Origin of the sequence: Clostridium sp. KLE 1755, from assembly GCF_000466465.2 — a bacterium.
Lineage (GTDB): Bacteria > Bacillota > Clostridia > Lachnospirales > Lachnospiraceae > Eisenbergiella > Eisenbergiella porci.
This window is the reverse complement of sequence record NZ_KE992781.1, coordinates 84,213-98,097: the sequence shown is the minus strand read 5'-3', so window position 1 is coordinate 98,097 and position 13,885 is coordinate 84,213. Positions and strand designations below refer to the sequence as shown.

At 51.0% G+C, this 13,885-nt stretch carries 10 protein-coding genes; all 10 read left to right on the top strand.

The window, feature by feature from the left end; genetic code table 11:
• Positions 1 to 1,400, top strand: a 1,400-nt coding sequence (locus HMPREF1548_RS27755; RefSeq protein WP_021640198.1) for a M56 family metallopeptidase, incomplete at its 5' end; no start/stop codon positions are given.
• A gap of 100 nt (positions 1,401 to 1,500) precedes the next feature.
• Positions 1,501 to 3,246: a S41 family peptidase gene (locus HMPREF1548_RS27750; RefSeq protein WP_021640197.1), complete on the top strand. Its 1,746-nt coding sequence runs from the start codon at positions 1,501 to 1,503 to the stop codon at positions 3,244 to 3,246.
• Positions 3,247 to 3,628: 382 nt separating this feature from the next.
• Positions 3,629 to 5,479 (top strand): NAD(P)-binding protein, encoded by a 1,851-nt coding sequence (locus tag HMPREF1548_RS27745; protein WP_035324326.1) that lies wholly within the window; start codon positions 3,629 to 3,631, stop codon positions 5,477 to 5,479.
• Positions 5,473 to 7,179, top strand: a complete 1,707-nt coding sequence (locus tag HMPREF1548_RS27740; RefSeq protein ID WP_021640195.1) for an NADH-dependent [FeFe] hydrogenase, group A6 — start codon at positions 5,473 to 5,475, stop codon at positions 7,177 to 7,179. Before HMPREF1548_RS27745 ends, HMPREF1548_RS27740 begins: the two co-directional genes overlap by 7 nt.
• A 134-nt stretch (positions 7,180 to 7,313) precedes the next feature.
• Positions 7,314 to 8,906, top strand: a complete 1,593-nt coding sequence (locus tag HMPREF1548_RS27735; RefSeq protein ID WP_021640194.1) for a DEAD/DEAH box helicase — start codon at positions 7,314 to 7,316, stop codon at positions 8,904 to 8,906.
• Between the two features lie 175 nt (positions 8,907 to 9,081).
• A complete protein-coding gene (locus tag HMPREF1548_RS27730) occupies positions 9,082 to 9,567 on the top strand; it encodes a superoxide dismutase family protein (RefSeq protein ID WP_243003116.1) in 486 nt (161 codons plus the stop codon).
• Between the two features lie 126 nt (positions 9,568 to 9,693).
• Positions 9,694 to 10,416: a pseudouridine synthase gene (locus HMPREF1548_RS27725; RefSeq protein ID WP_021640192.1), complete on the top strand. Its 723-nt coding sequence runs from the start codon at positions 9,694 to 9,696 to the stop codon at positions 10,414 to 10,416.
• A gap of 21 nt (positions 10,417 to 10,437) precedes the next feature.
• Positions 10,438 to 12,402 carry an NAD-dependent DNA ligase LigA gene (ligA, locus tag HMPREF1548_RS27720; RefSeq protein WP_021640191.1) on the top strand — a complete coding sequence of 655 codons (1,965 nt, stop codon included), beginning with the start codon at positions 10,438 to 10,440 and terminating at the stop codon, positions 12,400 to 12,402.
• Between the two features lie 6 nt (positions 12,403 to 12,408).
• Positions 12,409 to 13,326, top strand: a complete 918-nt coding sequence (gene metA / locus HMPREF1548_RS27715; RefSeq protein ID WP_021640190.1) for a homoserine O-acetyltransferase MetA — start codon at positions 12,409 to 12,411, stop codon at positions 13,324 to 13,326.
• A gap of 201 nt (positions 13,327 to 13,527) precedes the next feature.
• Positions 13,528 to 13,872, top strand: a complete 345-nt coding sequence (locus tag HMPREF1548_RS27710) for a hypothetical protein (protein ID WP_021640189.1) — start codon at positions 13,528 to 13,530, stop codon at positions 13,870 to 13,872.
• Positions 13,873 to 13,885 lie beyond the last annotated feature (13 nt).

Sequence of the window (13,885 nt, the reverse complement as noted above, 5' to 3'; positions counted from 1 at the left end):
TGGAAACCCCCTTTCTGCTGGGATTTTTCCATCCTGTGATCTACCTGCCCGCCGGGATGTCCCAGGAAGAGCAGCACCATGTGATTTCTCATGAAAACGAACACTTTTCCCGCCGGGATTATCTTGTTAAGCCATTCTGTTTTCTTGCTGCCCTGCTGCACTGGTTTAATCCCCTTGTCTGGTTTTATTTCAAGCTGATGACAGAGGACATGGAGCGTTCCTGCGACGACCGGGTGCTCCGTAAAATGACGTCACAGGAGCGTGCCGGATATGCGGAAACACTGCTGCATCTGGGTATGAAAAGCAGCGGTATCCATCTGCTTGCGCCCATGGCCTTCGGAGAAAGCAATACCAAAAAACGGATTCAGCATGCTCTCGGCTTCAGGAAGCCTGCCGGCTGGCTATGCACCGCGGCGCTGCTTCTGGTGGCGGCAGCTGCAGTCGTCCTTCTGACTTCGCCGGAAAGAAAAGAGCCCGTACCGGAAGCTGTGGCAGAGACAATTCCAGCAGACGGTGAGGCTCTGTCAGCAGACGAGCTGGCTGCTTATCTTTCCGCCGGAAGGACTCCTTATATCGGAAGCCCCTTCCAGGATCAGGCTTTGTTTGGAAGGCTCCCCGTACCGGAGGAGCTGGTCTATGAGAAAATGGAACTGCAGACCTCGGAGGAACCTTATGAACTGCGCATGATCTACCGGGTAAAAGACGGCAGCCAGCGGCCGGAGGATTCCGGGTGGACCTTCTCCAATGCGGTTTTGCTTTTCGCCACAATAGAAAACGCAGGGAAAATCAGCTATGCTATCGAGGAAGGCAATAACACCTATTATCACCAGTATGAACGAAGCAGTCTGGAGGAGGTTTTCGGCCCTCTGTATGAGTATTCCTCAGACAGGGATAAAACAAGACAGCTTCTGGCGAAGCTGGAAGCCTATGCTTCAGAGAATTATCCTGATGGTTTATATACCGCTGTTTCCGGGCAAGTCCTAAATTCTGACATTGATTTTATGACAAAGGAAGAAGCCGAGCTGCTTCCTCCGGCACAGCCGGAGGAGGGTATTCTCATGGAAACTGACAGGGATACCTGCACCGCAGAAGATACCAGCCTTACCCTGACCATTTCAAACTTTACCGGACAGACTGTTTATTACGGTGACGAATATCGTATGCTGATAAAAGAAAACGGAGGCTACCGTGAGCTGCCCATGAAGGAAAATACGGCATGGCTTCAGGTCCTGCGGGTCATCCCCGCCGGAGGCAGCGCCGAAGAAACCATCGATTTTTCCATTATGTATGAAGGAACAGCGCCGGGAGAATATCTCATACAGAAGGTCTTTACCATAGAACATGAAAACGGGGAAAATGAGGACTATATCCTGCAGGCCGCTGTCAGAGTGGAAGAATAGGCTCCTTTTTTACCGCCCTATATTAACCGAAAAGCTGGGACTTTTTATTAAATAAAATGGTATACTGATAAAAAGTATTTGTGTATGGGAGGGGCTGTATATGTCAAAATGGAAGAAGGGGCCGCGCGCATGGGTTAAATGGGGGCTGATTGCATGCATAACGGTTCTAATCTGTTTTCTCTGCTACAGGATAGAAGCAGGGGGCAGACAGTTTGATCATGAATTTGATGATGGAAGCCGTGTTTCCATCGGCTCGCCGGATCAGGAAATGTCGCAGCGGCTTCATAAGCTGTGCCGGGTCTGGGGTTTTGCAAAGTATTACCATCCTAAAATCCTGAAGGGCGATGTCAACTGGGATTACGAGCTTTTCCGCGTCCTTCCGGCTATTATCGGCGAATCGGACGAAGAGGAAGTCAATGCTGTTTTATATGACTGGATTCATAAGCTGGGGACGGTGAAGGAGAATGAATCTGAGGAAAAGGGCGAGATAGCTCAGGAGGCCGGAACGGACTGGATTTATGACAGCAGCTACTTATCCCCGGAGCTGAGCAGCCTTCTTATCAATATTTCCAAATCAGGCTATATAGATAAAAACCGTTCCTATGTTTCCTTTGATAATATAATGGTTCCCCATTTCACCGGTGAGGAAAGCTACCCTGACATGAATTATGCCGATCAGGGCTACCGTATGCTGGGTCTTTTCCGTTACTGGAATATGATAGAGTATTATTATCCTTATAAGGACATAATCGGGGAGGACTGGGACAGTGTATTCCTGGAATTCCTGCCCCGTTTTATGGAGGGTACGGATGAGCTTTCTTATAAGATGGCCTGTGCTGAGCTGACAACGAAAATACACGATTCCCATGCTTATGCTTTCGATGAGGCAGCAGCTCTGATGGGAGGCGTGCTGATTGCACCGTTCACTTTTACCCATACGGGAGAAAATATTGTTGTGGACGGAATTGACGCGGATTATCCGCCCGGTATTGAAACCGTACTGCCGGGTGACATCATCCTGAAAACAGACGGCATAGAGATATGGGATTATATCGCGGAGAAAAGCAAAATCAAATCCCGCTCCCGGGACACTGTGGTGCTCAATGACCTGCCTGAAGATATTTTCCGGGGATATGCGGATGAAATCACGCTGACCGTAAAAAGGGACGATGAAATTTTTGATATTGCCGTTCCCTGCATTGAACGGGTCAGGAGTGAATCCATCAATGAGCCTGAACCGGTTTCCCATCGGCTGCTTGGGAATTCCATCGGCTATATCGATCCGGGTGCATTGAAGGCAAAAGAAATCTTTACCATCATGGAAGAATTTAAGGATACGCTGGGTATCATTGTGGATCTGCGCCATTATCCCAGCGATTTCATCGTTTATTCCCTGGGCTGCCTTATTATGCCGGAACAGAAGAACTATGTTATCATGTCCCGGCCGTCCCTGACGGTCCCCGGCCGGTTTATTTTAGATAAACCCATGTATGTTGGTGTTGATAATCCGGATTACTATAAAGGCAAAGTGGTTCTTTTGATGAATGAATGTACCCAGAGCCAGGCGGAATTTACTATCATGGCGCTCAGGCAGGCGCCCAACGCGGTTGTCATAGGTTCCCCTTCCATCGGAGCCGACGGCAATGTGGCCAACATGGTATTTCCGGGAGCTGTGCATACCTCCATGACAAGCCTGGGCGTCTATGATACGGATATGTCGCAGACACAGAGGGTGGGGCTGACTCCGGATATTTATGTGGAACCCACCATCCAGGGAATCCGGGAAGGCCGTGATGAACTGATTGAAAAGGCGGTGGAGGTTATTCTGGAAAGTGCTTCCTCATAATATTTTTTAAACGCAGCGCATCGGATTTTTAACATCTGATGCCGCTGCGCTTTTTTTATTTAATCATAAAGCCTGCGGATTCGTTTCCTGAAAAGCTTCCCTGTATTTTCTAATCCTGATTATTCTTTTTTCACAGTCAAAATGACTGTGAAACACACGTATTCATGTAAAACGCAAGGCACAATTGAATATTAAAGTGTACACAATTGATTTGCTTCTTGTAAAAATATATTAATATTTTTTAAATATAAAAGGTAAAATTATTCAATTATGCTAGTATACAGGATAAATATATGTTATAATTTTAACAGTCTTAAAATCCTCAGAATCAGAAAATACATAAAATATGCAAAAGCAGAAGGAAAGGGGAAGTTACATATCAATGAGCCGACTGAAAATCAGCACACCAGACCGGGCCCAGCTGACTGTGGAACGGTTGTACAAGGATTTGGAGCGTCATATCGTTGCCAGCCCGCCGGGTCTGTGCCCGGTGGATTTGCAGCTGTCATTTCTCAAGCTGTGCCATGCGCAGACCTGCGGTAAGTGTGTACCCTGCCGTATAGGCCTGGGACAGCTTCAGAATCTGCTGGAACAGGTTCTGGACGGCACCGCAACCATGGACACCCTGGCGCTTATCGAAGAAACCGCCAACAACATTACGGATTCCGCAGACTGCGCCATCGGCTTTGAAGCCGCCCATATGGTGCTGGCAGGACTCCAGGGCTGCAGAGATGACTTTATCTATCATATTGAGCACGGAAAATGCTCTTATTCCATCACCCAGCCGGTGCCCTGCGTGGCACTCTGTCCTGCGGGGGTGGATATTCCAGGTTATATTGCGCTGGTGGGAGAGGAACGGTACGCGGATGCCGTATCTCTTATCCGTAAGGACAATCCCTTCCCCACCGCATGCGCCCTCATCTGCGAACATCCCTGCGAAGCCCGCTGCCGCCGGAATATGATTGACAGCTCCGTCAACATCCGCGGCCTGAAGAGAATGGCCGTGGACAATGCACGGGCCAATACAGTCCCGGTGCCTCCCAAAGCGCCGTCCACAGGAAAACGGATCGCCATTGCCGGAGGCGGCCCCGGCGGCCTTTCCGCCGCTTATTATCTGGAGCTGATGGGGCATCATGCTGTTGTTTTTGAGCAGAAAAGCAAGCTGGGCGGAATGCTGCGCTACGGAATTCCCAACTACCGTTTCCCGAGGGAACGGCTGGACGAGGATATTGAAGCGATTCTGTCCACCGGCGTGGAAGTACATACCAATGTGAATATCGGGAATGGGGAAAACGACATTCCCTTAAGCCGCCTCCGTGAGGAATTTGACGCGGTTTATATTGCTATAGGCGCACATACCGATAAGAAGGTGGGGATGGAGGGAGAGGATGCCCACGGCGTAATATCCGCGGTGGAAATGCTCCGTAGCATCGGGGACGGCAATCCCCCTGATTTTACAGGAAAACGTGTGGTTGTAGTAGGCGGCGGAAACGTGGCCATGGACTGCACCCGTTCCGCGCTGCGCCTTGGCGCTTCCAAGGTTGGCATCGCTTACCGCAGGCGCCAGAATGACATGACCGCCCTGCCGGAGGAGGTGGAGGGCGCAATTGCGGAAGGCGCCGAGCTTTACAGCCTGAAAGCCCCGGTAAGGGTGGAAGCTGATGAAAAGGGAAATGTGGCCGCACTTTGGGTAGAACCGCAGATTATCGGCCCCATTGACGCATGGGGCCGCGCCCGTCCGGTAAAGGCCAACGTGGAACCCAAAAGAATCCCCTGTGATATCGTCATCGTTGCTGTCGGCCAGGGTATTGAATCCCGCCATTTTGAAGATTCCGGCGTCCCTGTGAAAAGAGGGACCATTGAAGCGCTGGAGGAATCCACGGTAAAGGATATCCCCGGCATCTTCGCAGGCGGCGACTGTGTAACAGGTCCCGCCACGGTTATCCGTGCCATCGCGGCAGGAAAGGTGGCGGCCGCAAATATTGATGAATACCTGGGCTATCATCATGTCATAGCCTGCGATGTGGATATCCCCCAGGTAAATTACGGGGACAAGAAGGCCTGCGGACGCGTCAATATGGAAGAGCGGGAAGCTGACGAGAGGAAGCAGGATTTCTGTGAAATAGAACGCTGCATGACCAGAGAAGAGGCGGCGCAGGAAGCCGGACGCTGTCTGCGCTGTGATCATTACGGATATGGGAACCTGAAAGGAGGCCGCGCGGCAATATGGTAACACTGACAATAGACAACAGGAAAATCAGCGTGCCGGAAGGTACGACAATCATGAAGGCAGCGGCGTCCGTGGGGATTATGATTCCCCATCTCTGCTATCTGGAGGGCATCAACGAAATCAGCGCCTGCAAGGTATGCGTGGTGGAAATGCAGGGAAAAACCAAACTGATCACCGCCTGCAATAACCCGGTGGAGGAGGGCATGGTGCTTTTTACTAATTCCCCCAAGGTGCGTTCCGTCAGGCGGACAAACGTGGAACTGATTTTATCCCAGCACAACAGCAACTGCGCCACCTGCGTCAGGAGCGGAAACTGTAACCTCCAGAAGCTGTCCAATGATCTGGGCATCATTGACATCCCTTATGAAAAAGAAATTACGGAAATGCCGTGGAATAACAGTTTCCCGCTGATCAGGGATTTCGGCAAATGTATCAAATGCATGCGCTGCGTACAGTTCTGCGATAAGGTACAGGACCTGCATATCTGGGACGTACAGAACACCGGTTCCAGAACTACAGTGGATGTTTCCCGGAACCGGAGGATAGAAGAATCTGACTGCAGCATCTGCGGACAATGTATTACCCATTGTCCAACGGGCGCGCTGCGGGAACGGGATGATACCGCAAAGGTTTTCCGCGCTCTGGCCGATCCGGAAACCATTACCGTGGTGCAGGTGGCCCCCGCCGTCAGAGCGGCCTGGGGAGAAGCGCTGGATCTGCCTGCTTATATGGCCACGGAAGGGCGCATGGCGGCGGCCCTTAAGAAAATAGGTTTTGATTATGTGTTTGACACCAATTTTTCCGCAGATCTGACCATTATGGAAGAAGGGAACGAGCTGCTTGCAAGGCTTGCCGATCCGGAAGAGAAGAGATGGCCCATGTTCACCTCCTGCTGCCCGGCCTGGGTACGTTTCCTCAAATCCCAGTATCCCGACATGGCAGATCACCTTTCCACGGCAAAATCGCCGCAGCAGATGTTCGGCGCCGTGGCCAAAAGCTATTTTGCAGAAAAAATCGGTGCGGATCCCGGGAAAATATGCAGTATTTCCATTATGCCCTGTGTCTCCAAAAAAATGGAGGCAACGCTTCCCGATATGTACAGCGCCGGAGGAGGCGCAGATGTGGACATTGTACTTACTACAAGAGAATTCGCCAGACTGGTGCGGGCGGAGCATATTGCGCCGGCGCTGCTTACCGAGGAGGCCTTTGATTCCCCGCTGGGGGAGAGCACAGGAGCGGGCGTTATTTTCGGCGTAACCGGCGGTGTTATGGAAGCGGCCTTAAGAACGGCCTACTACTGTGTGGAGGGCGTCAATCCTCCGGCGGATACATTTTCCGATGTCAGAGGCTTTGAAGGCCGCAGGGAGGCGGAGTTTTCTCTGGGAGGAAGGACGCTGCGCACATGTACGGTAAGCGGACTGAAAAATGCAAGGGATCTGATAGAGGATCTCCGCGCGGGAACCGTCCATTATGACTTTGTGGAGGTAATGGCCTGCCCCGGCGGCTGTGTGGGCGGCGGGGGACAGCCCATACTGGACGGCGTGGAGATGGCGGACGTAAGAGGCCCCAGGCTTTACAAGCTGGACGAACAACGGCCGCTGCGTTTTTCCCATGACAATCCGGGAATCAAAAAACTTTATGCGGAATATATGGGCGCGCCCCTTGGAGAAAAAGCCCATCAGCTGCTGCATACCCATAATTGATGTGAAAAAGCTTGACAGCTGCCGAAGCGGCACAGTATAATAGAAAAGATTCGTAGAAAGAAGGACAGCACCCTGATATCACGGGTGTTGTCTTTTTGCGTGAAAAAAGAGTGGAAATAAGAAAGGACTTTTGAATGGAAATAACGAGATACCAGGATGCAGACATTGATTCCCGGATCCTCCGCGCTGTGGAGGAAATGGGTTTTGACCAGATGACACCTATACAGGAGCAGGCGATTCCCGTATTGCTGGAAAGAAAAGACGTGATAGGCCAGGCACAGACAGGAACCGGCAAGACGGCGGCTTTCGGAATCCCCGTCATACAGAATATCGACCCTGACAACAGAAGCCTGCAGGCAGTCATCCTCTGCCCCACAAGGGAGCTTGCCATCCAGGCGGCAGATGAAATGCATCGTTTTGCCAAATATATGCATGGTATAAAGATCCTGCCCATTTACGGCGGCCAGGATATCAGCAGACAGATTAAGGCCTTAAGAAGTGGCGTACAGATTATTGTAGGCACCCCCGGCCGTGTAATGGACCATATGCGCCGCCATACGCTGAAGATGGAGCATGTGAATATGGTGGTTCTGGATGAAGCGGATGAAATGCTCAACATGGGCTTTCGGGAGGACATCGAAACTATCCTCCAGGGAATCCCTTCCGAGCACCAGACGGCGCTCTTCTCAGCCACAATGCCCAAGCCCATCCTGGAGATTACCGATACCTACCAGAAGGATGCGGTCTATCTGAAGATGACCAAGCAGGAGCTGACCATTCCGCTTGTAAAGCAGTATTATTACCGTGTGAACAGCCAGATTAAGGTGGAGGTTGCAAGCCGCCTTCTGGATTATTACGGAATTCAGAGATCCCTGATCTTCTGCAATACCAAGAGAATGGTGGATGAGCTTTCAGAAACCCTGAAAAATAAAGGCTATACGGCCGAAGGCCTTCATGGTGATCTTTCCCAGAACCAGAGAGATACCGTAATGCACCGTTTCCGTAACGGCAGCCTTCAGATTCTGATCGCAACGGATGTGGCGGCCAGGGGAATTGATGTGGATGATGTGGAAGCCGTATTTAATTACGACCTTCCCCAGGATATCGAATACTATGTTCACAGAATCGGACGTACCGGACGCGCAGGAAGAGAAGGCCGTTCCTTTACCTTTGTTTCCAACCGGGAAATGTACCGTTTAAGAGACATTGAAAGAAGCTGCAAGACAACCATTCAGGAAAGAAAGGTGCCGTCCGCTGCGGATATCGTATCCATCAAGGCTGAAAAGGCGCTGCGTGCCGCATTTGAGACACTGGAAGGCGCACAGCTGGATAAACTGACGGATATGATAGAAGGGAAGCTGGAAGACAGCGATTACAGCGCTGTCGAGCTTGCAGCCGCCTTCCTGAAAATGCAGATGGGAGAGGAACCCCAGGAAATCCAGGAGGTAATCCCCGAAAGACGCAGGAATTACCGCGGCAGCCGTGATTTCGGCAGCGGCCGTCAGGACAGAGACAATCGTTCCGGAAAAGACGGACGTGGAAATAATCCCCGTTACGGCAGGAATGACGGCAAGCGCAGGAGCTTCCCCGAAGACAAGGGGGGAGAACGCCGCAAATACCGCGATTCGGCATCCGGCAGACCCGCAGGAGCCGGCCGTACAGGCAGTTCCTCCCGCCGTAACAGCGGGGAAACTACGCGCCGTGAAAAAGACAGACGCATCGGCTAATCAGCCATAAACATCGGCAACCGGCCGCCGCTGAACCTACAGCGGCGGCTATATTTATGCCCGAACCGCAGCCGGGAGGTTATATGGACAGGACACAGGAATATATATATAAAGAAACTTTGTCATAACTTTATGGAAGAAAAAAGTTATGAAGCTTTTTTATGGAGGAAAAACTGTGTTAAGATTAATGACGGATTCTATTCTGCAGTTCCTTGCAAATCAGCCAAGAGCCTTTGCCCATGTGCAGGGCTCCGAAAAATACCCGCAGGTGGAAGGGCTTGTCACCTTCTATGACTTTCTGGACGGCACCATCGTGATGGCCGATATTTCCGGTCTGCCTCATGAGGAAGAAACCTGTGAAAGGGGATTCTTCGGCTTCCACATCCATGAAGGGGCCGCCTGCACGGGAAATGAAGAGGATCCCTTTGCCGATGCCGGCTCCCACTTTAATCCCGACGGCTGCCCCCATCCGGCCCATGCCGGGGATATGCCGGTGCTTGAAGAAAACCGGGGAAGATCATGGCTCGCATTTTATACGGAACGATTTACACCCAGAGATGTGTTGGGAAGAACGGTAGTTATCCATTCCATGCCTGATGACTACCATACCCAGCCTTCCGGAGATTCAGGAGAGAAGATGGCGTGCGGCGTAATTCAATAGGAAACAGAACATTTTTCTGTTTGCATGGAAAAAATACCTAGTGTATAATAAACAATATGCGCTTTGGGAAAGAATACGGAATGAGGAGTAACTGTGAGGGCACCGAACAGTTAAAATGAGGATAATATGGACGATAATACAAAACAGGAACGGTTAAACAAATATCTGGCTGACTGCGGGATCTGCTCCCGCAGGGAAGCCGACCGCATGATAGAAGCAGGCAGGGTCATGGTAAACGGTGTCCCTGCTGAAACGGGCATGCGGATCACTCCGGCGGATGATGTTGCGGTGGACGGCCGCATACTGGAAAAGAAGGACCGTAAGGTAGTGCTTGCCTATTATAAGCCCGTGGGAGTTACCTGTACGGAAAAGGATAAATATGCGGAGAAAACCATCCGTGACGCCATCGATTACCCTATCCGGGTGACTTACGCCGGACGGCTGGACAAGGATTCGGAGGGGCTGCTTCTTTTGACAAACGACGGGGATCTGATCAACGGACTGATGCGGGCGGCCAATTACCACGAAAAGGAATACCTGGTCCGTGTGAATAAGCCGATTAATGATACCTTCCTGGAAAAGATGGCGGCGGGCGTTTTTCTCAAGGAGCTCAACGTCACCACCCGTCCCTGCACAATTGAGCAGGAAGGAAAATTTGTATTCCGGATCGTCCTCACCCAGGGGCTGAACCGGCAGATCCGCCGTATGTGCCGTGCGCTGGGCTACGACGCCCAGGGAATCAAGCGAGTCCGCGTGGCGAATATTACCATCGGGAAGCTGAAACCGGGCAATTACCGTCTGGTGACGGGAGAAGAATTGGAAGAACTATATGGAATGCTGCATTCCTGAGAAAAGGAGCGTTAAGTGCAGATGGACAAGACTGCAAGGATGAAGGAACTGATCGCAAAGCTTGGAGAGGCCGCGAAGGCATATTATGCCGAAGATCGCGAAATCATGAGCAACTACGAATATGATAAACTTTATGATGAGCTGACAGCACTGGAAGAGGAAACGGGCACCGTTATGGCGGGAAGCCCTACCATCAGCGTAGGGTATGAGGCTGTTGACGAGCTGCCCAAGGAGCGGCATGAAAGCCCCATGCTTTCGCTGGGAAAAACAAAGAGCAGGGAAGAGCTGAAGGACTGGCTGGGCGCGCAGAAAGGGCTGCTGTCCTGGAAGCTGGACGGCCTGACCATCGTCCTGACCTACCGCGACGGCCGGCTGTTCAAGGCCGTCACAAGAGGAAACGGAGAGATCGGGGAAGTGATCACCGGCAATGCCAGGGTATTTGTGAATGTCCCGCTGGCAATTCCTTACCAGGGAGAACTGGTTCTCCGGGGAGAGGCTGTCATCACTTATGAGGATTTCCGCAAAATCAATGAACAGATCGAGGACGCCGACGCCAGATACAAAAATCCGAGGAATCTCTGTTCCGGTTCCGTCCGCCAGCTGAATAATGAAATCACCGCACAGAGAAACGTCCGTTTTTTTGCCTTTGCCCTTGTACGCGCGGACGGAGTGGACTTTCAGAATTCGAGAAAAGAACAGTTCATATTTTTAAAAAAGCAGGGCTTTGAGGTGGTGGAATATCAGGAGGTGGATGCACAGTCCATCCTGTCCGCCGTTGAGGATTATGAAAGCCGTGTGGCGGAATATGACGTTCCCTCGGACGGACTGGTGCTGATTTATGATGATATTGCCTACGGCCAGTCACTGGGCCGGACAGCGAAGTTCCCCAGGGATTCCATCGCCTTTAAATGGGCGGATGAAACCGCGGAAACAACGCTTCAGGAAATCGAATGGAGCGCAAGCCGTACGGGGCTGATTAACCCGGTTGCCATATTCGATCCGGTAGAGCTGGAGGGCACTACGGTGAGCAGGGCCAGCGTGCACAATGTGAGCATCGTAAAAGCGCTGAAGCTGGGAATCGGGGATCGGATTACCGTTTATAAAGCCAACATGATTATCCCCCAGATCGCGGAAAACCTCACCGGGAGCGATACGCTGGAAATCCCCCATACCTGTCCGGTCTGCGGCGGAGTAACCAGGATCGAACAGGTGAATGATGTACAGTCTCTCTACTGCACGAATCCTGACTGCGATGCCAAAAAGGTGAAGTCCTTCACTCTTTTTGTCAGCAGGGACGCCCTGAACATCGATGGACTGTCGGAGGCCACACTGGAAAAATTCCTGGGAAGGGGCTATCTGCATACCTTTGCCGACCTGTTCCATCTGGAGCAGTACCGGGAGGAAATCGTGGAAATGGAGGGCTTTGGCGAAAAGTCCTATCAGAATCTGGCGGACAGTATTGAAAAGTCCAGGAAAACCACGCTGCCCAGAGTGATCTACGGGCTGGGGATCGCGAATATCGGCCTTGCCAATGCAAAAATGATCTGCCGTGAGTATCATGATGATCTGGAACGCATGATGCAGGCGGACGTAGAGGAATTAAGCCTGATAGACGGCATAGGGGAAGTCATCGCAGGAACCTTCCATGATTACTGGCAGTCCGAAAAGAACCGTGAGAATATGAAGAAGCTGCTTGAGGAGCTGGAAATCGAGCAGATAGAGGTGGATGAATCCGCACTCACCCTGAAGGGGATGGTGTTTGTCGTTACCGGAAGCCTTATGCATTTTGATAGCAGAAGCGCGCTGAAGGAACTGATCGAAAGCAAAGGCGGCAAGGTGACCGGAAGCGTTACCGGAAAGACCACCTGCCTGATTAACAACGATTCCGCCTCAGGCTCTTCCAAGAACAAAAAGGCCAAGGAGCTTGAGGTTCCCATCGTTACAGAAGAAGAATTCATGAAGCAATATCTGGATATGGAGGTATAAGAAGCAATGCCGATTAAAGTACAAAGCGATCTGCCCGCAAGGACAATACTAGAAAATGAAAATATATTTGTCATGGACGAATACAGGGCGCAGCATCAGGATATGCGTCCCCTTGCAATCTGCATTCTCAACCTGATGCCAGTGAAGCAGGATACGGAGCTGCAGCTGCTTCGCTCTCTTTCCAACACCCCACTGCAGGTGGATGTGACATTTATGAAAATGAACAGTCATGTATCGCTGAATACTTCCATGACGCATCTGAATAAATTTTACAATACCTTCGATGAGCTTAGGGGAAAACAGTATGACGGCCTGATCATCACAGGTGCTCCCGTGGAACAGATTCCCTTTGAGGAAGTGGATTACTGGCCGGAGCTGTGCGAAATCATGGAATGGTCCAAAACCCATGTGACAAGCACCTTTCACATCTGCTGGGGCGCCCAGGCTGGCCTGTATTACCACTTCGGGTTGAACAAGGTGCTGCTTCCCCAGAAGCTGTTCGGCGTGTTTTCACATAAGGTATCCAACCGCAGGGTGCCGCTGGTGAGAGGCTTTGACGACTATTTTTATATTCCCCACAGCCGCCATACGGCTGTTTCCGCGGAAGAAATCCATGCATGCAAAGAACTGATGGTCATGGCGGAGTCTGAAGAGGCAGGCGTCCTGCTCGCCATGGCGGGAGACGGCCGGCAGATTTTTGTTATGGGGCATCCGGAATATGACCGGTATACACTGCATAATGAGTATATGCGGGACAAGGAAAAGGGACTGCCCATCCAGGTGCCAAAGAATTATTATCCGGATGACGACTGTACCAGACGGCCTAACCTGCTGTGGAGATCCCACTGTAATAACCTGTATACCAATTGGCTGAATTACTATGTATACCAGGCAACTCCCTATGAATGGGGCCAGCTTGTATAAAAATATGCATAAGCTTCAGCCAGGCTGACAATGGAAAAAATAAGGCATTATAAGCCGGCAGCGGCTCCTAATGCCTTATTTTGTTACCCGGATTTTTTGTGATTTTTTTTCTAACCGTACTTTAACCTTGCTTTCTGTATAATGTGCCTGTGATCACATAATAAACCATGTCGCGACACCAAAAACAGGAGGTAAAAAATTATGCTGAAACACAAAATCACAACTGGCCTTACCATCGCGGCCATTGCCGCTGCAACCCTTTCCATTTCCGCATTTGCCGCGGGAACGGACACACAGTCTGATTTCATCCTGACAGTCTGTGAAAAAGGGAGCCAGAAGACATTGACAGAAATGAAGACGGATGAAAACGGGGTTCGTTACTATGACACAGACGAGGGTGTCCGGATTTCCATCTGTACGCCGGACGGCAATGGAAAACAGGATAAGTCTTCCCTGAAAACAGACGGAAACGGAATGCAGTATAGTGAGCTGGAGGACGGAAGCAGGGTTTATGTAAGCAGCGCCAGAAGCGCTTCCGTGGATTAAGGCGGGAAAATAA

What these genes read in the sequence shown, in the direction of transcription:
- HMPREF1548_RS27750 (WP_021640197.1), top strand. Translation starts at nt 1,501, where the DNA reads ATGTCAAAATGGAAGAAGGGGCCGCGCGCATGGGTTAAATGGGGGCTG.
- HMPREF1548_RS27745 (WP_035324326.1), top strand. Translation starts at nt 3,629, where the DNA reads ATGAGCCGACTGAAAATCAGCACACCAGACCGGGCCCAGCTGACTGTG.
- HMPREF1548_RS27740 (WP_021640195.1), top strand. Translation starts at nt 5,473, where the DNA reads ATGGTAACACTGACAATAGACAACAGGAAAATCAGCGTGCCGGAAGGT.
- HMPREF1548_RS27735 (WP_021640194.1), top strand. Translation starts at nt 7,314, where the DNA reads ATGGAAATAACGAGATACCAGGATGCAGACATTGATTCCCGGATCCTC.
- HMPREF1548_RS27725 (WP_021640192.1), top strand. Translation starts at nt 9,694, where the DNA reads ATGGACGATAATACAAAACAGGAACGGTTAAACAAATATCTGGCTGAC.
- ligA (WP_021640191.1), top strand. Translation starts at nt 10,438, where the DNA reads ATGGACAAGACTGCAAGGATGAAGGAACTGATCGCAAAGCTTGGAGAG.
- metA (WP_021640190.1), top strand. Translation starts at nt 12,409, where the DNA reads ATGCCGATTAAAGTACAAAGCGATCTGCCCGCAAGGACAATACTAGAA.
- HMPREF1548_RS27710 (WP_021640189.1), top strand. Translation starts at nt 13,528, where the DNA reads ATGCTGAAACACAAAATCACAACTGGCCTTACCATCGCGGCCATTGCC.